General features: G+C 71.1%; 18 protein-coding genes and 1 pseudogene. 9 read left to right on the forward strand and 10 right to left on the reverse strand.

The window, feature by feature from the left end; translation table 11 throughout:
* Window positions 1-8: 8 nt before the first annotated feature.
* Entirely contained in the window at window positions 9-365 is a 357-nt protein-coding gene (locus tag GA0070560_RS23600; RefSeq protein ID WP_170839553.1) for an SCP2 sterol-binding domain-containing protein, read from the reverse strand.
* Between the two features lie 241 nt (window positions 366-606).
* On the opposite strand from GA0070560_RS23600, the gene GA0070560_RS23605 reads away from it, so the two are divergent.
* A complete protein-coding gene (locus tag GA0070560_RS23605) occupies window positions 607-1,155 on the forward strand; it encodes a hypothetical protein (protein ID WP_139131580.1) in 549 nt (182 codons plus the stop codon).
* A 35-nt stretch (window positions 1,156-1,190) separates the two neighbouring features.
* Here GA0070560_RS23605 and GA0070560_RS23610 read toward each other — a convergent pair whose 3' ends face one another.
* Entirely contained in the window at window positions 1,191-2,147 is a 957-nt protein-coding gene (locus tag GA0070560_RS23610) for a helix-turn-helix domain-containing protein (protein WP_091301567.1), read from the reverse strand.
* 106 nt (window positions 2,148-2,253) lie between these two features.
* Here GA0070560_RS23610 and GA0070560_RS23615 point away from each other — a divergent pair, with 106 nt between their 5' ends.
* Complete coding sequence (locus tag GA0070560_RS23615) at window positions 2,254-3,396, forward strand: saccharopine dehydrogenase family protein (RefSeq protein ID WP_091301569.1); 1,143 nt, start codon at window positions 2,254-2,256, stop codon at window positions 3,394-3,396.
* Here the strand turns inward: GA0070560_RS23615 and GA0070560_RS23620 are convergent.
* Complete coding sequence (locus GA0070560_RS23620) at window positions 3,311-3,736, reverse strand: DUF6463 family protein (protein WP_211565965.1); 426 nt, start codon at window positions 3,734-3,736, stop codon at window positions 3,311-3,313. The two genes, GA0070560_RS23615 and GA0070560_RS23620, sit on opposite strands and share 86 nt — an antisense overlap.
* Window positions 3,737-3,868: 132 nt before the next feature.
* Entirely contained in the window at window positions 3,869-4,639 is a 771-nt protein-coding gene (locus tag GA0070560_RS23625) for a TioE family transcriptional regulator (RefSeq protein WP_211565967.1), read from the reverse strand.
* Window positions 4,640-4,719: 80 nt separating this feature from the next.
* Here GA0070560_RS23625 and GA0070560_RS23630 point away from each other — a divergent pair, with 80 nt between their 5' ends.
* Complete coding sequence (locus tag GA0070560_RS23630) at window positions 4,720-5,910, forward strand: erythromycin esterase family protein (protein ID WP_091301575.1); 1,191 nt, start codon at window positions 4,720-4,722, stop codon at window positions 5,908-5,910.
* Between the two features lie 156 nt (window positions 5,911-6,066).
* On the opposite strand, the gene GA0070560_RS23635 is transcribed toward GA0070560_RS23630, so the two are convergent.
* Window positions 6,067-6,510: a DUF6223 family protein gene (locus GA0070560_RS23635; RefSeq protein WP_091301577.1), complete on the reverse strand. Its 444-nt coding sequence runs from the start codon at window positions 6,508-6,510 to the stop codon at window positions 6,067-6,069.
* Between the two features lie 227 nt (window positions 6,511-6,737).
* Here GA0070560_RS23635 and GA0070560_RS23640 point away from each other — a divergent pair, with 227 nt between their 5' ends.
* The 6 genes from GA0070560_RS23640 (at window position 6,738) to GA0070560_RS23665 (ending at window position 15,757) form a co-directional block, all read left to right on the forward strand.
* Entirely contained in the window at window positions 6,738-7,862 is a 1,125-nt protein-coding gene (locus GA0070560_RS23640; RefSeq protein ID WP_091301580.1) for a sensor histidine kinase, read from the forward strand.
* A complete protein-coding gene (locus GA0070560_RS23645; RefSeq protein ID WP_091301582.1) occupies window positions 7,859-8,521 on the forward strand; it encodes a response regulator in 663 nt (220 codons plus the stop codon). Before GA0070560_RS23640 ends, GA0070560_RS23645 begins: the two co-directional genes overlap by 4 nt.
* A gap of 190 nt (window positions 8,522-8,711) precedes the next feature.
* Entirely contained in the window at window positions 8,712-10,637 is a 1,926-nt protein-coding gene (locus tag GA0070560_RS23650; protein ID WP_091301584.1) for a hypothetical protein, read from the forward strand.
* A complete protein-coding gene (locus GA0070560_RS23655; RefSeq protein WP_091301586.1) occupies window positions 10,634-13,681 on the forward strand; it encodes an ATP-binding protein in 3,048 nt (1,015 codons plus the stop codon). Before GA0070560_RS23650 ends, GA0070560_RS23655 begins: the two co-directional genes overlap by 4 nt.
* Window positions 13,682-13,684: 3 nt before the next feature.
* Complete coding sequence (locus GA0070560_RS23660) at window positions 13,685-14,236, forward strand: hypothetical protein (RefSeq protein ID WP_091301588.1); 552 nt, start codon at window positions 13,685-13,687, stop codon at window positions 14,234-14,236.
* Window positions 14,237-14,434: 198 nt separating this feature from the next.
* Window positions 14,435-15,757 carry a low temperature requirement protein A gene (locus tag GA0070560_RS23665; RefSeq protein ID WP_245675677.1) on the forward strand — a complete coding sequence of 441 codons (1,323 nt, stop codon included), beginning with the start codon at window positions 14,435-14,437 and terminating at the stop codon, window positions 15,755-15,757.
* A gap of 62 nt (window positions 15,758-15,819) precedes the next feature.
* On the opposite strand, the gene GA0070560_RS23670 is transcribed toward GA0070560_RS23665, so the two are convergent.
* The 5 genes and pseudogenes from GA0070560_RS23670 to GA0070560_RS23695 form a co-directional block, all read right to left on the reverse strand.
* The gene (locus GA0070560_RS23670; protein ID WP_091301592.1) at window positions 15,820-16,431 is read right to left on the reverse strand and encodes a TetR/AcrR family transcriptional regulator; all 612 of its coding nucleotides are present in this window, start codon (window positions 16,429-16,431) and stop codon (window positions 15,820-15,822) included.
* Window positions 16,428-16,994 (reverse strand): SRPBCC family protein, encoded by a 567-nt coding sequence (locus GA0070560_RS23675; RefSeq protein ID WP_245675678.1) that lies wholly within the window; start codon window positions 16,992-16,994, stop codon window positions 16,428-16,430. Before GA0070560_RS23675 ends, GA0070560_RS23670 begins: the two co-directional genes overlap by 4 nt.
* 54 nt (window positions 16,995-17,048) lie before the next feature.
* Window positions 17,049-19,424: pseudogene (locus tag GA0070560_RS23685) on the reverse strand (lanthionine synthetase LanC family protein).
* A 22-nt stretch (window positions 19,425-19,446) separates the two neighbouring features.
* Window positions 19,447-20,565: a heavy-metal-associated domain-containing protein gene (locus GA0070560_RS23690; RefSeq protein ID WP_091301600.1), complete on the reverse strand. Its 1,119-nt coding sequence runs from the start codon at window positions 20,563-20,565 to the stop codon at window positions 19,447-19,449.
* Window positions 20,562-20,918 carry a hypothetical protein gene (locus tag GA0070560_RS23695; protein WP_139131581.1) on the reverse strand — a complete coding sequence of 119 codons (357 nt, stop codon included), beginning with the start codon at window positions 20,916-20,918 and terminating at the stop codon, window positions 20,562-20,564. Before GA0070560_RS23695 ends, GA0070560_RS23690 begins: the two co-directional genes overlap by 4 nt.
* Window positions 20,919-21,158 lie beyond the last annotated feature (240 nt).

Here is a 21,158-nt window from a genome sequence, read left to right on the forward strand (position 1 = left end):
TCATTTCGTCACCTCCGGGCCCAGGGGTGCCCGACCTCGCGTGCGGCGGCCGGTGAGGGGAACAGCCGCCCCATCCGGAGTGCCAGCGCAAGATCCCCGTCGACCAGGATCTCGCCGCGCAGCATCGCCGACAGGCCGTTGAGCTCGCCCCGGACCATCGCCTCCGCGACCTCCGTGGAAAGCTTGAGGACAGCCTGCGCGGGACCGTCACCAGGTGTCACCCGCAACTGGCCATGATCAATGCTTAGCAGCCACTGCCGCAGTCGATCGCCGTCACGGATGTCGAACCGGACGCTGCCGTGCACCTTGCAGAGTCGCGGATCGTGCCCCACGTCCGCCAGTTGCTCGAAGAACGCGTCGGTCACCGGCATACGACCTCCAGCCCTTCTGCCGAGCGTGCAGACCGCCGCATACCCGCCCGAACCGGAGGGCTAACCCGTGGCACCTGGTCGGTGCAGAGGATCAAGGGTTGACACCCGCCCCACAATTTCGAACTCGGGGCGGCGATCGACCGGGCTTACCGCTTCCCCGCCACCTCACCGGTGCGGGTATCGCCGAACTGGCCGCGGTTCCGGAACCCTCGCCGAGGTTCGTACTCTCGTGGCCGTGAAGACACGAGTGCCTGTGCTGATGGCCGTACTCGGTGCGTCCGTCGCGATGCTGCTGGTCGTCGGGTGCGCCGCCGCCATCCTGTCCGTCCGCGACGATCCGGACGACGTGAGCGCGTGTCAGGACTCGGTGCGCGCCGGGGAAGCGAAGGTCCGCACCGACCGCTGGAATCCGCCGCAGGAGATGCCGGGCCTCGGCGACTACCCGGAGATCCACTGGCAGGTACGCGCCCTGGGCAACCCCTGCACCAGAGCGCCGGGTCCGACGGACTGGGTGTACCAGGGTGTGGTCAGGCTGCGGTCGGAGGACGCGCGGCGGTTGGCGGAGCGATACGAGTTCGTGCCGTACGCGTCTGCCGATCCGGGTGGACTTCCGTACTCGGGCAGCCCTGCGGACGCATGGCCGGCTCTCGTACCGTTCCTGCCGCCGCAGCCGCGGTGGCTGCACAGCAGGTCGTACAACGAGGGGAGTCCGTCCACCCGGTGGCGGGTCGCGTTCCTGGATGTCGAGCAGCGGACGCTCTTCTTCATGCTGCGCGACCACTAGTGTCGCGGGTCCGCCACAGCCACCCCGACCGACCGTCACGTTTCTGATGCGGGCCAGGCGCTGCGGAAGGTGCGACGGTAGGCGTCCGGAGGTACACCGACGGTGCGGTTGAAGTGTCGGCGCAGCGTCGTGGCGGTTCCCATGCCGGCCGCCTCGGCGATGGCGTCGATGCTGTCGTCGGTGTTCTCCAGCAACTCCTGGGCGCGGCGGATCCGCTGCGTCGACAGCCACTGCAACGGGGTGACGCCTGTTGCCGACCTGAAGTGGCGGGCCAGGTTGCGCGAACTCATGTTCGCCCGGCGGGCCAGGTCCTCCACGGTCAGCGGACGGTTCAGCCGTTGCATCGCCCAGGGGAACAGGTCGGCGAGGGGATGGTCGTCGCGGGCGGGCACCGGGGTGGTGACGAACTGGGCCTGGCCGCCGGCGCGATGCGGCGGCACGACCAGGCGGCGGGCGACGGCGTTGGCGACCGTCGAGCCGTGGTCACGGCGGATCAGGTGCAGGCACAGGTCGATCGCGGCGGCTTTGCCGGCGGAGGCGAGCACGTCGCCGTTGTCGACGTAGAGCACGTCCGGGTCGACCTTCACTCGGGGATGGCGGGCGGCCAGCGCCTCGGTGTGGGCCCAGTGCGTGGTCGCGTGCCGCCCGTCCAGCACCCCGGCGGCGGCCAGCACAAACGCGCCGGTGCACAGCGAGACCATCCGGGCGCCCGCCTCGTGGGCCGCGCGGACGGCGTCGAGCAGGTCGGGTGGCAACTTCGCGTCGATGTCTGCCACGGCAGGGACGATCACGGTGTCGGCGTGGGCGAGCCGGTCCAACCCGTCGTCAGGTTCCATCCGGAATCTGCCGATCCGAACCGGGCCCGGGCCACAGACCACGAGGTCGTACCACGGGTCTGCCAGGCCGGAGGGGTCCCGCGCGAAGACCTCGCAGGCCAGGGCGAGCTCGAAGTGCAGCATCCCGTCGGTGGCGGCGAGCGCGACAGTGGCCATGTCCGAAATTGTACGGGGCATGGCATTCCAGACACTGGTCCGGCGCTGGTCGCTGCTGGGAGGGTCTCCTCAGCCGATCTTTCGAGCAGCACGGGAGGAACCGCAGATGGGTTCGGGTCAGATCGTGGCGGTGTTCGGTGCGTACGGACACACCGGGCGGTTCGTGGTGACGGAGTTGCGCGACCGCGGGTTCGTCCCGCTTCTCCTCGGTCGCGACGCGGGCAAGCTCCGAGCGCTGGCGGCGTCGCATCCGGGGCTCGAACACCGGGTGGCGTCGGTCGACGAGCCGACCTCGCTCGACCGGGCGTTGACCGGCGCGGCGGCGGTCATCAACTGCGCCGGCCCGTTCGCCTCGACTGCGGCCCCCGTGATCGAGGCCGCCCTGCGCACCGGGGTCCCGTACGTGGATGTGGCGGCCGAGATCGAGGCCAACCTCGACACGTTCGCGCACTTCACCGATCGTGCTCGGAGCGCAGGCGTCGCGGTGGTCCCGGCGATGGCCTTCTTCGGCGGGCTCGGCGATCTGCTGGTCACGACGGCGATGGGCGACTGGACGGCGGCCGACGAGGCGCACGTCGCGTACGGACTGAGCAGTTGGCACCCCACGGGCGGGACCCTCGCCTCCGGCACCGTCTCCCGGGAACGGCGCGACGGCCGACGTGTCCGCTACACCGGTGGCCGGCTGGAGTACCACGTCGACGAGTGCGACCTGCCGACCCTGGAATGGGACTTTCCCGCTCCGACGGGCCGCCGGACCGTCCTGGCCGGATTCACGATGGCCGAGGTCGTCACCGTCCCCAGCCACCTGGCCATCCCCGAGGTGCGCACGTACATGACCACCGACGCGGCCAGGGACCTGGCCGCTCCGGACACACCCGCACCGACTGCGGCCGACGAACTCGGCCGGTCCGCGCAGACGTTCACCGTCGACGTCATCGTGCGCTCCGGTGACACGCAACGGCGCGTCGTCGCCCGCGGCCAGGACATCTACGCCTTCAGCGCGCCGCTGGCGGTCGAAGCGGTCCATCGCATTCTCGGCAGTCGGACGAGGACCAGCGGCGTCGCCTCGGCCGGTGAGATGTTCGACGCGCCCGACTTCCTCCGCGCGCTGACCGCGTACATCTCACTCGAACCGCGCCGCGAGTTCCGCGTGCCAGCGGCGATCAGCGCTGTGGCCGGAGGTCTTCCTCCCGCCGGGCCACCGGGCCCGCCGCGTTCCTGCGACGTGCCAGCAGGTCTTCGGCGATGAGCAGCCCGGCCGGGACGAAGCCCAGCAAGAAGCCGCTGGGACCGATGAGCAGTACGCACCCGGCCACCCAGCCGCCCAGTGCCCAACCGACGTAGGCGGGCGCACGCTCGCCGCGGCGCCCCAGCCGCACCACCAGGAGTCCGAGCAGGACCAGGGGAATGACGAAGCTTCCGGGCAGCGCCCAGAACACGGACAGGGACGCGTCATCGCCGTCGCCCGAGCGCAGCCCGCCGGTGAGCCACTCGCCCCAGTAGGGGTGGGGCAGGAAGACTGCGGTGTGCAGGATGCCGATGGTCGCCATCGACCATCCGGCGCCGACTGTCAATCGCTTCTTGATCATGCCTCCAGCCTCTGCCTCCTGCCGGGGCCGCGCCTCCCCCACGAGAGCGGCCCCGTCCCTCGCAGGAGCGAACACTCCTACGGGCGCGACGGTGCGGCAGAACGACGACCGGTTGAGGGACGACGGCGACGATCAGCGGGAGCTACCTGGTGGCTGAACCGGATCCGTGGTTGACGGGGCGGTGGTGCGGGCGCTCGGTCCCTCTCCGGGCGGGACCGGTCGGCGGTTGAGGTAGGCGTCCAGTGCGGCAGCGCCGGTGAGCATGGCGCGGCTGCGGGCCGAGAGGCGGGCACGCCAGTCGTGCAGCATCGCCTCCAGCGGTGCGACGCCTCCGGCGGAGCGGACCTGGGCGATCAGCGGGGCGATCTGCTCCAGCAGGTAGCCACCCCGTCTGAGCTGGTGGGCCAGTAGGGCGTCGCGCACGTCGGCCGCGCTGTAGACCCGGTAACCCGTCTGCGGGTCGCGGCGCGGCCGGACCAGGCCGGCGCGTTCCCACTTGCGGAGGGTGGCTGGGCGGATGCCGAGCCTTCTGGCCAGGGGGCCGACGTACGTGTCGCCGCGTTCCTGCGGCACCGGCTCGAGGTCGACGAGCGCGGCTTCGACGGCCTGGAGGGTGCGGCGGTCGTCGAGAAGCTGGGTGTGGCTCTCGTCGATGAGCCGGAGCGCGTCCTCGGTCGCGTCCCGGTTGACCGCCTGCATGATCGACGTGGCCGTCTGGTGGCCGTGTCCGGGCACGAGGGCGAGGAACGCGCGCAGGGCTTGCGCGTGCAGTGGCGTGTAGGTGCGGTATCCGTGCGGGGTGCGTTCGGCGCTCGGCAGGATGCCGGCCGCCTCGTAGTTCCTGATCGCCTGTGTGGACAGGCCGTGCCCACGCGCCAGGTCAACCGGCCTGAGCCGTCCCACGTCTTGAAGGTTTCGTCCCACTGGCCTGCCATCGTCGCGGACAAGTTTGAACCGAGGGTTCAACGATACAGTTGAGGGGCATGAGTGCTGTCACCAAGGACACCGTCCATGCGGTCGAGGCCGCGACCGTCATGCGGCTGCTCCCTTCCCGGCCACGGCTGCTCGCCCTGGGTGAGCCCACCCACGGCGAGGACGTTCTGCTCGACCTGCGCAACGGGCTCTTCCGGCAGCTCGTCGAGCAGGGCTACCGGACGTTCGCTGTCGAGAGCGACTGCATGATGGGCCTGGTCGTGGACGACTACGTCACGTCCGGCACGGGCAGCCTCGACGAGGTCATGGAGCGCGGCTTCAGCCACCAGTGGGGCGCCTTCCCGGCCAACCGCGAGCTGGTGCGCTGGATGCGCGCGTACAACGAGAGCCGGTCCGGGCCCGAGCGGCTGCGGTTCGCCGGGTTCGACGGCCCGCTGGAGATCACCGGCGCCGCGAGCCCGCGGCAGGCCCTCACCACACTGCACGCCTACCTCACCGCCTGGGCCGACGCCGAACTGCTCCCCTGTGCCGCCGATACGCTCGACCGCCTGCTCGGCGCCGACGACCGGTGGACGAACCCTGCCGCCATGATGGGCCCGTCCCAGTCCGTGGGGCAGACACCCGAGGCCGCGCAGTTGCGGCTGCTCGCCGACGACCTTGTGACGCTCCTCGACGCGCAGACACCACAGCTGATCGCGGCGTCCTCGCGGGACGACTGGCACCGGGCACGCCTGTACGGGCGCACCGCCACCGGCCTGCTGCGCTACCACTTCTGGATGGCCGACACGTCACCGGGCCGCATGGCGCGGCTGCTGGCGGTGCGGGACTCGATGATGGCCGCCAACCTGCTCGCCATCGCCGAGCAGGGCCCGGCGGTGGTGTCCGCGCACAACGGCCACCTCCAGCGGAACAAGAGCACGATGCGGATGGGTGACCTGCCGCTGCAATGGTGGAGCGCCGGCGCGATCGTCAACGCCCACCTGGGCGAGGGATACGCCTTCCTCGCCACAGCCCTCGGCACGATCCGTCACCAGGGAGTCGACACCCCGCCGCCGGACACCGTCGAAGGGCTGCTGTACGCGCTGCCGGAGAAGCGCTGCCTCGTCGATGCCCGCCGACTGGCCACTGCCCTCGCCGACATGTCGCCCGCTGCCCGGGTGTCCCCGTGGTTCGGCTACTCCCCGCTTGATCCGGCCCAGGTCGGCAGCACCGACGCGATCGTGTTCGTCAAGGACGCCTAGCTCGGTCCGTGTCACCGGCGGGCGCTGGAGCTGTACCGGGAGGTCGGGGACCTGCGAGTCGTGGCAGGAGGCACTGCGTATCTTCGACGGGCCGGGGCATCCGGACGCGGAGACGCTCCACGCCGAGCTCGGGTGCCCGACCGGGTGGTGGCCGGGTCAGCCGGTGCGGCGGGAGCGGGCCAGAGCCAGCCCACCGAGGACCATGGCGATCAGCCCCACCACCAGGGCCACGTACGCCCCGCCACGCCCGTTGCCGGTGCCGATGCCACTGTCGGAGGTGGCCACGACCAGCCCGCCGACAGCCATGCCGATGAGGCCCGCCGCGAGGGCCGTGGTGGCGCCGCCTCGCCCGTTGCCGGTGCCGATCCGACTGGTGGGGCGGGCCAGCGCCAGCCCGCCGATGATCACGCCGGTCAGCCCCAGCACAGCTGCCACGGTCGACCCGAGTCGCCCGGCGCTCATGGTGTAGACACTGGCGGCGGTGGGCTGGGCCGCGACGTGTGCGGCCGCCGGTGCGGCGAGCCCGAACCCACCGATCAGGGCGGCTGCGGCGGCGGCAAGCACCAGTCGGACTGACGTCAGAGTTCCTGACGAGTTCATGTCCATCTCCTCTTTCGTGCCCCGTTTCCGAGGCGTGGATGTCAACTGATCCTGCCGCCGGGCACGCCGCCGGTCGTCCCGCAGACGAAGGCAGTTCGCGCTGCCGTAGGTGGCGCATCCGGCTGCTGCGGCCGCCGCAGAAGCAGGGGAGGTACTGCGTTCGTGGTAGGCGGCCGGTCGTCTGCGCGGAGGAGTCGTCCGCGGCAGGATCCGGTTAGGGTGCGCGGGTGCACACAGGACGGTTCGGCGTTCCGGCCGGTGTCGGAGATGGGGCGATCGCCGTTGGCGTGGCGGTGACGCTGCTGGTCGCCGGGCTGTCCGGGAACCGCCCGGATGTGGACCTGCCCGGCTACGCGCTGCTGGTGGCCGGTGGCCTGGCGTTGGCCGTGCGCCGGCGGGCCCCGGTTTTCGTCCTGGCCGTCACTGGGCTGTGCGCGGTGGGTTACCAGGCGGTCGGCTTCGATGTGCCCGCCGTCGCGTTCCTCTTCGCGGTGTACGCCGCCGTGCGGGCGGGCCACCGCGTCGTCACGGTCGTGGCGGCGGTGATGATGCTGGCCGCTCTCCCGCTCGCCGCCCTCGCCCCGCCCCAGGACATGTCCGTGAGCGAGGCGCTCGCGCGGGCCCGGGGCGCCCTCGAATTGGCGTGGCTGGTCGCTGCGGGTGCCGCTGGTGAAGCGCTGCGCCAGGCCGAGCGGCGCGCGGACGAGGCCGAGCGCACCCGGGAGGAGACCGCGCTGCGTCGCGCCAACGAGGAGCGGCTGCACATCGCGCGGGAGTTGCACGATTCGCTCACTCACCAGATCTCGGTCATCACCGTGCAGGCCGGAGTCGCCGTCCACCTGGCCCGCAGGCGGGGGGAACGGGTGCCGGACGCCCTGCTGGCGATCCAGGAGGCCGGTCGTGAGGCGAGCCGGGAACTGCGAGCGACCCTGGAGGCGTTGCGTGACGACGGCAAGACACCGCCGCGTGGGCTCGCCGACGTCCCGGAGTTGGTGGAGCGGGCCCGGATAACGGGCCTGGACGCGACGTTGACGATCGAAGGGCAACGACGCGACGTGCCGGCCGCGGTGGACCGGACCGCCTACCGGATCGTTCAGGAGTCGCTCACCAACATCGCCCGTCATGCCCGCGCCGCCAAGGCGTCGGTCCTGATCGACTACCGTCCCGACGCCCTCGTCGTCCAGGTCGACGACGATGGCAGGGCTACCCGGGACACCGCTGTGCCGGCCGGTGTCGGGCTGCTCGGGATGCGCGAACGAACCACCGCCCTCGGCGGTCGGCTGCGCGCGGAACCACGCGACGAGGGCGGCTTCACCGTCCGGGCTGAACTCCCCGTGGATCGAACGTCGTGATCCGTGTCCTGCTGGTCGACGACCAGCCGCTCCTGCGCAGCGGATTCCGCGCGCTCCTCGACGTCGAGGACGACATCGAGGTGGTGGCCGAGGCCGCCGACGGGAAGGATGCCGTGGCACTCGCCAAGGCACACCTGCCCGACGTCGCTCTCATCGACATCCAGATGCCGGTGATGGACGGCATCGAGGCGACCCGGCGCATCGCCGTGGACCCGGCCCTGGCCGGGGTGCACGTCGTCATGCTGACCAACTACGGATTCGACGAATACGTATTCCACGCGCTGCGGGCCGGTGCCGCCGGGTTCCTCGTCAAGGACATCGAGCCGGAGGACCTCCTGCACGCCGTACGAGTCGCCGCGCGCGGCGACGCCCTGCTCGCGCCGTCGATCACCCGCAAACTGATCGACCGGTACGTCACCGAGCCGCTGCACGAGGCTGTCGACACGGTCCTGAACGGGTTGACCAACCGCGAACGCGAGGCCGTCGTTCTGGTCGCGCGGGGCCTGTCCAACGACGAGATCGCCGACCGCATGGTGATCAGCCCGCTGACCGCGAAGACCCACGTCAACCGGGCGATGGTCAAGCTCCGTGCCCGGGACCGCGCCCAACTCGTGGTCCTCGCCTACGAATCCGGCCTGGTGGCCGCTCGCCACCGCTGACGTACCCATCATCCGCGTACGCCGTCACCGTGACCCGGGGTGAGGGTACGTGGCAGCAGACGGCTGCGGGGCATGACGCATGTCGCGTCGGTGGTCGACGCTGACCGATCGTGCCCCTGACGACTATAGATATCGGTCCATCGGGCCGGGATACTGATTCGAGCTGTACCCGACCAGCCGGGGTGGGATTATGACCGATTCCGCGAGTGGATCGCAGCACCTGGACTTCCTCTATGTCGAGGGCGAACGCCTCGGCTGGGTCTTCCGCGACCGGAATCGCTTTCGCCACCGCTATCGCGAGCCGTACCCGACCATCGAGCCCGTACGGGACGAGGTCTTCTTCGACGCGGCGACGGCGGGCGTGGACAAGTGGCGCCGTCTGCGGCGGTGGGTGGGCATCGGCGTCGGCGTGACGGTGGTTCTCCTCTGTCTCGGGATCGTCGGCAAGGGGCCCTCCAACCTGATCGTCATCCTCGCGACAGGGCTCGCGGTGATGGTGGGTGGCGGGTGGCTGAGCTGGTCCAACAGTCGCTCCGCGGAGGAGGGGCCGCAGCGGGAGCGGGAGAAGCAGCTGCGGCGCTACGAGGCCGAGTGCGCGTGGTGGGAGCAGCGTCGCGAGTATTTCGACGCCCGGGAGCGGGAGCGGGTCAGCGGCTATCTCGAATGGGGTGCCGCGCTGCTGCCGCCCACGACCCGCCGGGTCGACATCGTCGGTGGCAGCGTCTGGGGCTGGGAGGCGGTGTTGACCGTGATGGGGGCCTCCATGCTGCGTACCCACGGTGCGATGACCGTCGTGGACTTCTCCGGCGAGGCCGCCTGTCACGAACTGGTCTGGCTCGCCCGGGAAGTCGATGTCGACGTCACCGCCGTCCGATTGCCCGACCAGGTCGGCGAGACCACCCTCTTCTCCGACCTGGACGGACGGGGCCTGGTCGACAGCCTCGTCGAGGCGATGCACGGGGACGCACCCGCCGGCCGCCGGGCCGACCGCGCCCAGGACGACCGCATCCTGTCGGCCGTCTGCCGGGCGCTCGGTGAGGATGTCACGATCCACCGGATCGCCGCGGCGGTCAGCGTCCTGCTCGACGAGCCGGGTAGCTTTCCGGAGCTGAGCGAGGCCGAGCGGGAGCACATCAGCGGCTCGCTCTTCTCGGACGAGTTTCGGCGCCAGGCCCATCCGAACCTGCAGCGGATCGAATCCCACCTGTACCCGCTGCGCGAACTGTTCGCCGCGACCGACCAGGGGCAGGACCGGCACGATCTGGGGATGCCCGGGTTGACCTGCCTCGTCTACGAGAACGCCGCGCACAACGCGCGGGAGGAACTGGTCAAGGAGTTGGTGTTCCAGGGGCTGGTGCAGCGGCTCTCCTCACCGAGGTCGTTCGTCGGCCCGTTGGTCGTCGCCGGCGCGGACGACCTCAGCCACCGGCACATCGAGCGGCTGACCGACCTGTGCACACGTCGCGGGGTTCGGCTCGTGCTGATGTTCCGTCACCTGCGGGACTCAGCAGTGCGCGCCGTCGGCGCGGACGTGGTCGCGTTCATGCGCCTGAGCAACCACGAGGAGGCCGCGCGGGCGGCCGACTTCATCGGCCGGCAACACACCTTCGTCCTCAGCCAGCTCACCCGTACGCTCGGCGGCAGCCAGACGCACTCTGAGGGCAACAGCCTCGGATTCTCGGACCAGACCAGCGGCGCGTGGCCACGGCACGTCAGCGTCGGCCGGAGTTGGACCCACACCAGGTCGGTCGCCGACAGCGCGAACTGGAACGACTCGCAGAGCGAGCAACGAGTGTACGAGTACGTGGTCGAGCCACGTACTCTTCAGGATCTGCCGGACTATGCGCTGATCGAGGTCACGCAGGGCACGGGGAGCCTGTCGGTACGCAGTGTGGAGTGCAACCCGGACATCGTCTCTCTTCCCCGGGTCACCACCGGTCCACTGCCCGACCTGCCGTTCCCGCACCCGTCGCAGGCGGCGGCACAGCCGTCCGGGGAGCAGAGCGGACCGCAGCTGAACCTGCCCGGACAGCCGGGCCCGGCCGGACGACCACGCCCCGGCTACGACGACGAGTTCGAGTGGGCCGAGGAGCACCGCCCGGAGGACTGGCGGTGACATCTGCCGCCGACCCCCGGTGGGGCGTACGCGGCTGGCTCGACCACGCGACGGCGTACCGGATCGTGGAGCTGCCTCGGGTGCCCCCGCTGGTGGACCGGGCACGCGGTGACGCGGGGCGCCGGCAGCGGCTGGCCGCCGTCGTCGCGGCCTACCACGCGGCCGGCGTGACCGGTGGCGGCGGCCGCACGGTCGTCGGCTGGTGTCGGCCGCACGAGCAGAGCGGCGTGCACGTCTTCACCGGCGGCGGGGTCGAGGCCGCGGGTGCTGCCGCGGCGGCGGATGCCGCCGGCCGGCACCGGTCCAGCCTCTTCGCCGGCGCGGTCGGCCTGGCCTACCCCGCCGGAGGGTTGGCCGGGCTGCTCGACGCGTTGCCCTGCTGGACACGGATCGCAGGGATGACCGACGGCCTGGTCGAGGATCGCGACGACCGGGAGCAGGCCGCCGAGCTGCGCCCAAGGCTCGACGAAGGTCTGCTCGGCGTCTGGCAGGGCGCCTTCGCGTGGCTGCTGCTCGCCGACCCGGTCCCCGCCGACGAGGTCGCGGAGCAGGCCCGTCGGCTGGCCGCCCAGGAACGCGACGCCAAGGCCCGGGGTTCGTCGCCCACCCAGGCGGTACGCGCCCTGCGCCTCGGCCGCCGGCACCGGGAACTGGCCACCGCCGAGACACTCGGGTGGTGGCGGATCGACCTGTTGGCCGCCGGCACGACCCCGCAGGCAGCCGCGGCCGTGGCGGGCCTGCTCTGCGCGTCGGTCGACCTGCACGGCCTGCCGTACGCGCTGGCGCCCACCCGAGCCTCGGGCGACCTGACCGGCCTGCTCGAGCGGGCCGAACTGGCCACCGTGGCCGATGAGCCGCCCCGGTCCCCGGGGCCCTCTCCGGCGTTGTCGAACGGCTCGTTCCTCGGCAGTTCGTCGCTGCTCGCCGCGCTGGCGGTCCCTCCGACGGAGGAGGCGCCCGGAGTGCGCCTGACCCTACGGTCGGACTTCGACGTCGCTCCGGAGACCACCGCCGTCGAGGTGTCCCCCCGGCCCTCCGCACAGGAGGTGGATGACACCGTGGCCGACCGGGGACGGGCCGGGGTCCGCGCCGAGTCGGTGGCGATCGGCGCGGTGCTCGACCGGCACGGCAACGCGGGTGACCAGTTGCGGATACCGCTGAGCAGTCTCAACCGGCACACCTTCGTCTGTGGCGCGACCGGGGCGGGCAAGTCGCAGACCGTACGGCACCTGCTCGAACAGGCCGTCGAGGCGGGGCTGCCCTGGCTGGTGATCGAACCGGCCAAGGCCGAGTACCGGCGGATGGCCAACCGGCTGCCGCCGGCGAGCGTCGTCGCGATCCGCCCCGGCGAGGCCTCGGCGCCCCCCGCGGGGTTCAACCCGCTGCGGCCGGTGCCCGGCTTCCCGCTGCAGACCCACGCGGACCTCGTCCGTGCCCTCTTCCTCGCCGCCTTCGACGCCGACGAGCCCTTCCCGCAGGTGCTCGGCGCCGCCCTGGCCCGCTCGTACGAACAGCTCGGGTGGGACCTGGCCCTGGGTGAGCCGCGGCTGCCCGGGCACCGGCCCCGCTATCCCGACCTGAGCGACCTGCAACACGTCGCCGAGGAGGTGGTGGACCAGATCGGGTACGGCCGTGAGGTCGCCGACAACGTCCGCGGATTCATCCGGGTCAGGCTGGCCAGCCTGCGGCTGGGCACGACCGGCAGCTTCTTCGAAGGCGGCCACCCCATCGACATCGGACGCCTGCTGGACTCGAACGTGGTCTTCGAGATCGAGGACGTCGGTGACGACCGGGACAAGGCCTTCCTCATGGGAGCCCTGCTCATCCAGCTGACCGAGCACCTGAGGGTGCGGGTTCGCCGCCAGGACCGCACGACCGCGTCCACCCTGCGACACCTGAGTGTCTTCGAGGAGTCGCACCGGCTGTTGCGGCGTGCCGACCGGCCGGGACCGGCCGCGCACGCCGTGGAGCTGTTCGCCGGTCTGCTGGCCGAGATCCGTGCGTACGGCGAGGGCCTGGTGATCGCCGAGCAGATCCCGGAGAAGCTCACCCCGGACGTCGTCAAGAACACCGCCGTGAAGATCATCCACAGGTTGCCCGCGCGCGACGACCGGGACGTCGTCGGCGCGACGGTCAACCTCACCGAACGGCAGTCGCAGTTCGTCGTGACGCTTCCGGCCGGCGTCGGCGCGGTCTTCACCGACGGCATGGACCACCCGGTGCTGGTACGCGTACCCGACGGCAGCGATCGGGAGAACGCCGCGCCGGCCGTGACCGCCGACCCGGCGCAGATCATCGGCCGGCGCAGCGCCAGCTGCGGCGCTGCCTGCCTGGCCCGGCCCTGCACCCTGCGGGACATGCGCCGGGCGCAGCTGCTGCTGGCGGACCAGCCCTGGTTGCGGCTCTGGGGCGAACTGGCGGTGCTGGGGCACCTCACCGGCTGGCCCACCCCGGCCATCCGTGCCGAACTGATCCAGGTCCTGCGGCGGATGCCGGTACGGCTGCGCGAGTGCGCCCTCTCGCACGCGGTCGACGGTGCGGTCGCCGCGCGGTCCGCGCACCTGTCGAGCCGGTGCGACCCCGACGAGCTGGCCGAGCACGTCGTCGACTCGCTGCACTGGACGGCCTTCGGCGGCGGGCACTGCGCGCAGCAGGAAACCGAATATCTCGCCCACCGGTACCGCTGGGCGGTGCTGCGCGACGACCTCCGGGCCGAGGTGGACGCGGCGCCGGCCGGAGCCGGACGCTCCGCGCGAAGCGCCGAGTGGGCGCGACGGTACGGCGTGGAGATTCCCGGCCGTACCGTGCGCGAGCAGTTCGACGCCGTCTCGGCGTTGTTCGACGTCGACCAGCGCGACCGGGCAGCCTGCCGGGTCGTGGCCCTCGGGTCCCGTACGCCGTCGTTGATCGAGACGGCAGTCGGGGCGGCGTACGACACGCCGTCCTGGCCCGACCGGCTCACCGAGGCCGTCGACACCCACTTCGCCGACTGCCGATGGCCGACGCGCGTCCTCGCGGCCGGCCGGTACGCCAGGGAGGTGTGACGGATGAGTCCACGCGGGGACGACCCCCTGTACACGGCCGACGGGCCGGACGACGACCGCCGCGACACGCGACGCTCCGAGAGCACCGGGCGAGGCGAGGATCATGACCGGGCGGAGCAGTTGCCTGAGCAGGGCGACGAGCGCGACGCCGGAGAGCCGGACACGTGGGCGGAGACGCGGGACCGGGCCGAGGAGCAGGCGGCGACCGCCGACGCGTCGCTGCGAGAGCGGATGCAGGCGGGGGTGCACCGGGCCGGCGAGGTCGCGGCGGGCTCTGCCGGGGTGCTGCTGGTCTCGCTGACCAGCTTCTTCACCACGGACGACAAGCTGCCCGAGGCCGCCCGGATCGCGACGGCGGCCTCGGATGTCGTCGAGGAGGTGGCATCGGATACCAGGAAGAGGAAGGAGCACGAGGGGGAGGCGGAGGAGCCCGACCAGGGCGACGATGGGCAGGAGCAACTGCCGCCGGGCCGCGAGGGCGACCGGCCGGCGGCGGACCGGGCAGCTGGCCCCGCTGACGGTGTCGACGTGGATTCCTCAGGCCGAGGCGGGTGAGCCCTCCTTCCGCAGCCCGTCTCCGGCCAAGATCACGAACTGTCGCTGCGGCGTCAGGAGACGTCGATTCGAGGGGCGCTGTCGCGGTTGCGGCGGCGGCCGGCTGTCGCGCCTACGCCCCGTGCTCGGGGCGGTTCACCGTACGCCTCTTTCGCGGTTCCCGGGCCTGGGCACATGTTCCGCTGGGAGACTCGCCGGGTGAACGGCGGATGGGAGCGGCGCCTGGGGCCGATCGTCCAGGGGGCACCCGGTGCGCGGGTGGACCGGTTCGAGATCTACTTCGACCTGGTCTACGTCTTCTCCTTCTTCATCATCGCCCGGGCCACCGCCGCCGACCTCTCCGGCCGGGGCCTGCTGCACGCCGTGCTGCTCCTGGCCGTGCTCTGGTGGTGCTGGGTCATCCACAGCCTGGTCGCCAATCGGATCCGCCTGGGTGAAGGCTTCGTGCCGGTGGTCATGGTGGTGGCCATCGTGGCGCTCTTCGCCTTCGCCCTAGCCAGCCCTCAGGCGTTCCGAGAGCATGGTGAGGGGATCTCCGGTCCACTTCTGATCGCTTCGAGTTACTTGGTGATCCGCCTTGTGCACATCGGGGTCTACTGGTATTCGATCCGGCATGACCGCCGTGAGGTGGGGCAGATCCGTCCCTATGCGTTCGAGTTGGCGGGCAGCGTCGCGCTGCTGTTCTCGGCCGCCCTGATACCGCCACAGCTGGATGATCCACAAGTCGGTGCGCTGGTGCGGGAGGCGATCTGGATCGCCTTGGTGCTCGGCCAGTACGGGGTTCCCCTGGTGACCGGGACCCAGGGTTGGGTGGTCGTCTCCGCCGAGCACTGGACCGAGCGATACGACCTCATCCTCATGATTGCCCTCGGTGAATCGCTGATCTCGATTGGTGTTGGCAGCGACGTGGTCGGCGGCCCCATCACCTGGCCGATGCTGTTGGCGGCCACGATGGGCATTGTTGGCGTCTCCTGCCTGTGGTGGGCGCACTTCGACCTCATCGCTCCCGCCGCCCGCCTCGCTCTGCACGGCACGCACGGCGATGCCCGGACCCGGATGGTCCGGGACGCGTATCACGACTTCTACCTGATCATGCTCGTCGGTATCGTGATGTTCGCGCTTGGCGGCGAGGAGTTGCTACACCACGTGGGCAGCGACGCCCGGCTGGACGAGCCGCTGCGGGGCCCGGGAATGGCGCTGCTCTGCGGGGGCGTCGCCTGCTACCTGCTCGGCAGTCTGCTGTTCCAGCTCCGCACCCTGCACACCATCTCCTGGACCAGGGTAGGCGTGGTGTTGGTACTGGCGGCGTTCACGCCGCTGGCCGTGCACCTGCCGGTCCTGGTGGCGCTGGCGCTCATCCTGGCGACCCAACTCGTGATGGTCACCGTGGAGATGTTCCTGTTCGCAGGCTCCCGGCACGCGTTGCGCGCCGCCGTGCTGGAGGAACGGACGGCGCACGAAGCGTACGAGACGGCCTGGCGGCGACCACGCACGAACGAGCTTCCTCCGGGCGGCTCATGAGGGGACCTCGACCCCTAGCTCACCGGGCGCGGGCGTCTGCCTGAGGGTGGGCCGTCGAAGCTTCACGTCTGTTCTTCGGCACGGAGGGTGGCGGTCGACCCGGCACCGGACCCGGTGGCGCGCGTAGGCTGAACCAGCAACTCGGACAGTAGGTCACCGGCGGCGTCGAGGATCTCTCGCTCGCCGGTGACCAGCAGGTCCAGGATCAGCCCTCGGGTGGCGGCCAGTCCCAGCCTGGCCCGCTGCCGCGCTTCGGCCGGATCGAAGCCCCGCTGCACCAGCAGTTCGGCGAGTGGCTCGGCCCAGGCGTCGACGACGGTGGCCCGAAACGAGTCCGTCCACGGGCGCCGGTAGATGGCGTGCGAGTAGATCTCGAAGAACAGCCGGGTGGCCGGCGCCAGCGTCGGATCGCTGACCCGGCGCCAGAACTGTCGGCCCACCTCGGTCAGGTCGCCCTCCGGCGAGACAAGGTCGGCCAGGGCCGTGCGCTGGGCCGCCTCGATCCGCTCCACGATGGCGACGAGCAACTGCTCTCGGGTGCCGAAGTGGTAGATGAGCATGCGGTGGCTGGTTCCGACACCCGCAGCGATCTCCCGGATGCTCAGGTCACTGAAGCCGCTGTCCTGCAGGTACGCCATGCACCGGTCGAGGAGTGCCTCGCGGGCGGCACTCACTGCTCGCTAGCCGCCTTGAGCCCGGCCGCCTCCAGCGCCAGGAACCGGCGGGTCTTGCCACCCATCAGCACGTTGAGCAGTCCGGCGAGCGGGCCGGTCTGGTCCACGCCGATGGTGATCTGAGTCGTGCCGTCCGGGTTCGTGGCGAGCCGGTGGAAGCCGGAGGTGCGCACGCCGGGGGAGCGGGTCTCCCAGGTGAATGACTCGCCATCCCGAACTGCGCTGACCCGCCAGACCAGGGGTGGCATACCGGGCTGCTTGATCCGGAACCGGTGCCCGAGCGTGAGATCGCGGCCGTCGAGTGGCCGTACCTCCTCTATGGACTTGGTCCACAGCGGCCAGGTGGTCACCGCGGTCAGCGCATCCCAGGCCCGTGCCTGCGCCGCCCTCGTCGCAATCGTCTGCTCATAACGTATGTACCGAATGGTACATACTGCAGCGCGGGGTGGGTGATCCCGACCCGGCCCGCGCCGTCCCAGCCGCCGATCGTGCAGGAACGCGAAGATCGAGTTCGCCGGCAACACCTCGCCGCAGAACCGGCTCACCGGATCCAGCAGGTCCAAGATAGAAGTCGATGGCCGCCACGCCGGCGGCAGCCATCGTTCAACACCAGCCACCTAGGCTGGCCATCCTTCGCTGTCGTAGAGCGGCATGGTGACCGGGTCGGGCGAGTCCAGCTCGCACAGGAGCAAGGCCGGTCCGACCTCGCCCTTGTAGAGGCTGTCGGGCCGTAGCGAGGTTTCGAGCGCTTTGCTCTCTGCGGACCGGGCCAGCAGCTTGGCGCGGGCGAGCCACACCGGCTCGGCGGTGTTGGCGTGGTGGCGCAGCAGGGCGTAGGCGCGCCCGGCGAGGCCGCAGCAGAGCTCGCCGGGCGCGTCGAGGGGGCCTTCGTAGGCCGCCCAAGCGGCGCCTTGGGCCAGCTGCGCGAAGTGTGGCTCGCCGGTGAGGGCGTGCGCGAGCCACCACAGGGGCAGGTGACCGGCTGCGCCGTTGCACTAGCTGGCGCCCATGAGGGTGTCGGTGCGTGGGCTGCTGCTGTCGAAGGGCCACAGCAGGCCGCGGCCGGCCGGCTGGGCGAGGGAGGCGAGCTGGTCGAGGCGGTCGGCGATGCCTTCCGGGGCGGGGGACTTCGACGCCTGTGCCCAGCGGAGCACGGCGAAAAGGTAACCGGACCAGCCGTGGGCGGCTCCGTGGACCCAACGGCGAGGTCCCTCGCCGATGGGGTCGGCATCGGCGAGGTCGGACCAGACCGAGTCGCGAAGCGTTGTCCCGAGCGCAAGCAGGGCCGGGTGTCGCGAGCTTCCCGAGCAGGCTTCGAGCAGCATGGCGCAACCCAGGAGCAGACCCGACCGTCCGAAAGCGACATCCAGCTCGGGGCTGGGTGCGCTGGCGGTCCGCAGGAACGCCTCGATCGCCTTGTCCCGTGCGGGGTGGTCGCCTCGCGTTTCGGCGATCAGCGCCTGAACCCAGTGGACGCCGCTGATGTGATGGTAGAAGGAGTTGTCGCCCACGACCTCGCGGGTGATGCCGAGCTCGCGGTTGACAAATGCCCCCTCGGCCGCCGACCTGTGTTCGGCCTGCTGCGCCCACAGGTCGGCCTGGGCGAGCAGCTGCCGGTCGCCGCGGCTTCGCGCGATGCGCAGCAGCGCGTAGGCGAGCCCGGCACCGCCGTTCATGGCGGAGGAGGTCGGCGGGGCCAGCCCGCCGTCGAAGAGCGGCCCCGGCGCGGCGAGGCGGGCGAGAACCTTGTCGAGCAGTCCCTTTGTCCGCGACGGCGGAGCCGTGCGTGGCGCGGCGCGGTCCGATGCCGCTGCGGTGCGCAGGGACTCCAGCAGGTGCGCCAGCGACGGGTAGCGGCGGTCCGGGTCCTTGTCGAGCGCCCGCCGCAGGGCCTCTTCGGTTGCGGGAAGCTTCGGCCCGACATGGGCGTCGAAGGGCAGTACGGGCTCGTCGCGCAGCTGGCGCAGCATGTGTTCGGCGTGCAGCGAGAAGGTGTGCGTATGCGCGCCGGTAAGCAGGTGGTAGATGAGCGCCGCGACTGAGTACTGCTCGCCCGCCTGCGTCAGCGAGGTGACGCTCTGGCCGTCCAAGCGAGCCTGGGCGCCTTCCGGGTCGAGGAAGAAGTCGACACCGCCTCGCCTGACACAGCCTCCGTTCGCAGCGGAGCTGATCCTGACGGCGAGCCCGAAGTCCAGCAGGACCACGCGGCCCTGCCCGTCGACGAGGACGTTGCGCGGGTGCACGTCGCCGTGGAGCACATCTTGCGTGTGCAGGTGGGAGAAGGCGGCGACGACACCGTCGGCCAGGCTCAGCAGCACTGCGACGCCCTCCGGACCGCCGAGCCTGCGTGCCTCGGCCGCGGCGTCGTGGGAGTCGACGCCCGCGATCCATGACTGGACGAGGAACGAGCGTCCGGCGTGCTCGCCCGCGTCGACGAGGTGGGGGTTGTGGCGCCCGTCGAGGCTGCGCAGTGTCGCAGCTTCGCGGTGAAGCAAAGGCGCGATGTCGGCCTGGGCGCCTTCACGCACGATCTTCAGTGCGGCCGTCGTGCCGTCGGCGAGCCGGAGGCGGTACACCTCGGTGTCCAAAAGAACGTGAACCGGCTCGACTACCTGCCCGCCCGCGACGGGCCGGCCCGGCGCGAGCGACGCCTCGACTCGGGCGGCGAGCGCCGAGTCGGCGGGCAGCAGCACACCGTCGCGGATGAAGCCGGCCAGAACAGGCAGGACGTCGGTCAGCGTCTGCCGCGGATCGGTGCCGGAGGCGGCGCTGAAGGCGATGACGGCGTCGACGATGGTCGTCGGCTCGCGGAACCGGTCGAGGAACGCGGCGGTGTCGCTGTCGACGAGACTGGTGGTGGCGCGTGACAGCGGCCGGGTGACACAGTGGTCGCCCGGCTGGTGGTCGATCTGCTCTCGCAGGCCGCAGGCGATCTCGGCCGCGGGCACCACCATCACGTCGTCCGGTAGGACCAACGGCCCGAACGCGGTCATGCTGTCTCCCTGGAGGTTCGGGTCACGGCAGAGCTTCGCGCCACGTCGAGCCTGTCGGCGCCCAGGTGTCGGTGTCGACTCCGGCCATCTGCAGCCGCTGGAGGGCGAACTGCCAGGGCTCGTCGGTTCGGCCGGCCGCGGCGGCAAGGTAGTCGGCGAGGTGCTGGGTCACCCACATGCGCCAGCTGGTTCTGAGCCGCGCGTCGGGTGGCGGGTCCGCGCCCCAGGACAGCAGCCCGTCGAGGGTGACGGCGGAGGTGAATGGCACGCCGTGCGCGGGCATGCCGGCGATCTCTTGCGCCAGTAGTGATGCGCCCTGCCGGAGATCGTCGAGACGGTCGAAGTAGACGACGAGCTTGTCGGGCCGGCAGAGCCCGCAGACGTCCCGGGCGACTTTGAAGGCGATGACGCCTCGCGAAGCGGCCAGGGTGCCGGAGACCGCTGCCACCGCCGCGGGTACGGCGTCGAATGCGGGGCTGACGTAGAGCTTGTACGCCACGTCGTCGTGGGGCTTGTGCCGCAGCGACGCGCGTGTCCAGAGTCGCCAGGGCGATCGCGGCTGGCTCCAAGCCGGCCTTTGCGCCCAGCCGGGGCCGGCGACGTCGCCGACGAACTTCTCCGTAGCCCGCTCGTCGGGCACCCGGCGGCGCAACGCGGGCGAGTATGGAATTCGGCCGTAGGAGTAGAGCCGGGGCGCCAACGCTTCCGCGGACAGTCCTTCGAGCGTCTGCCCGTAACGCAGCGCTTCCATTGACAGCTCGGCGATCCGGCCCTGACCCGCGCTGGAGCCCACCGGTGACAGCACGTCCGCGGCTGCGGCTCCGGACACGAAACCTCTGCCGGTCAGCACTTCGACGACGCCGTCGGCGACAAGGCGGGCCAGGACACCTTCGGCGTCGCCGCCCAGCTTGTGGCGGGCGAAGGCGGGTAGGGCGCCCGGCTCCTTGAGCGTCAGGAACAGCAGCGCGACGTCGGTCGAACACGAACGTGCGTCAAGCTCCGAACCAGGTTGCGGCCGGAGGACTCCGTAGAGGTCGGCGTCCTCGCCGAGAAGCCGGCGGTCGGCTTGCGTCAGCCGGTCGGCCGGCACCAGGTCGTAACGAGGGTTGGCCCGGAACGTGGACCGGCCCGCGAGGCTCACTGCCCGTCGCCCGGTTCCCGCCGGTCACGCAGCGCCTGCTCCGCCACGCCGATGTCACTGAGCTGCGCCTGCAGCTGCTTCTTCGTCATCTCGGCGACCAGGTCGATCTCGGCCAGGCGGTTCTCCAGCTGTTTGCGCAACAGCGGCAGGAGCTCGGGTTCCACCAGGCCGCCGGCCAGAAGCTTGTACTCAGGCCGCACCGAGCAGTTGCACCAGTCGATATTGGTGAGGCTGCAGGTGCAGACGTAGGTGCCGACCTGGTGCTCCACCGGCTGGTCGTCGAGCTCGACGAGGGAGCCCTCGACGCCGCATGGCAGCTGTACCCGCAGCTTCTTGGCCCGGAAAGCCATCATCCCTCCAAGGTGCGGCCGATGACGCGGCCCGACCAGGAGAAATCTACCGTAAAGCCGCAAATTGCTCCGGTGCATCTGTGCAAAGGAGTGCGTGCCGGGCGCTCGGGCACCGCAGAGAGGTGCGACTCGTGTCGGGTGGGTGACTGTGCGCCAGGGGTTCATCGACGCTGTTGATCACACTCCAGTACGGTTCGTGTTCGCGAAAAGCCGAACGACGTTCAACGGGGGAACATCAGCGGC

The organism is Micromonospora halophytica (assembly GCF_900090245.1).
In the GTDB taxonomy this organism is placed as follows: Bacteria; Actinomycetota; Actinomycetes; order Mycobacteriales; family Micromonosporaceae; genus Micromonospora; species Micromonospora halophytica.

Coding starts and splice junctions, on each gene's coding strand:
- GA0070560_RS23610 (WP_091301567.1), bottom strand. CDS start 2,147: ATGGCCACTGTCGCGCTCGCCGCCACCGACGGGATGCTGCACTTCGAG.
- GA0070560_RS23615 (WP_091301569.1), top strand. CDS start 2,254: ATGGGTTCGGGTCAGATCGTGGCGGTGTTCGGTGCGTACGGACACACC.
- GA0070560_RS23620 (WP_211565965.1), bottom strand. CDS start 3,736: ATGATCAAGAAGCGATTGACAGTCGGCGCCGGATGGTCGATGGCGACC.
- GA0070560_RS23630 (WP_091301575.1), top strand. CDS start 4,720: ATGAGTGCTGTCACCAAGGACACCGTCCATGCGGTCGAGGCCGCGACC.
- GA0070560_RS23635 (WP_091301577.1), bottom strand. CDS start 6,510: ATGAACTCGTCAGGAACTCTGACGTCAGTCCGACTGGTGCTTGCCGCC.
- GA0070560_RS23650 (WP_091301584.1), top strand. CDS start 8,712: ATGACCGATTCCGCGAGTGGATCGCAGCACCTGGACTTCCTCTATGTC.
- GA0070560_RS23660 (WP_091301588.1), top strand. CDS start 13,685: ATGAGTCCACGCGGGGACGACCCCCTGTACACGGCCGACGGGCCGGAC.
- GA0070560_RS23695 (WP_139131581.1), bottom strand. CDS start 20,918: ATGATGGCTTTCCGGGCCAAGAAGCTGCGGGTACAGCTGCCATGCGGC.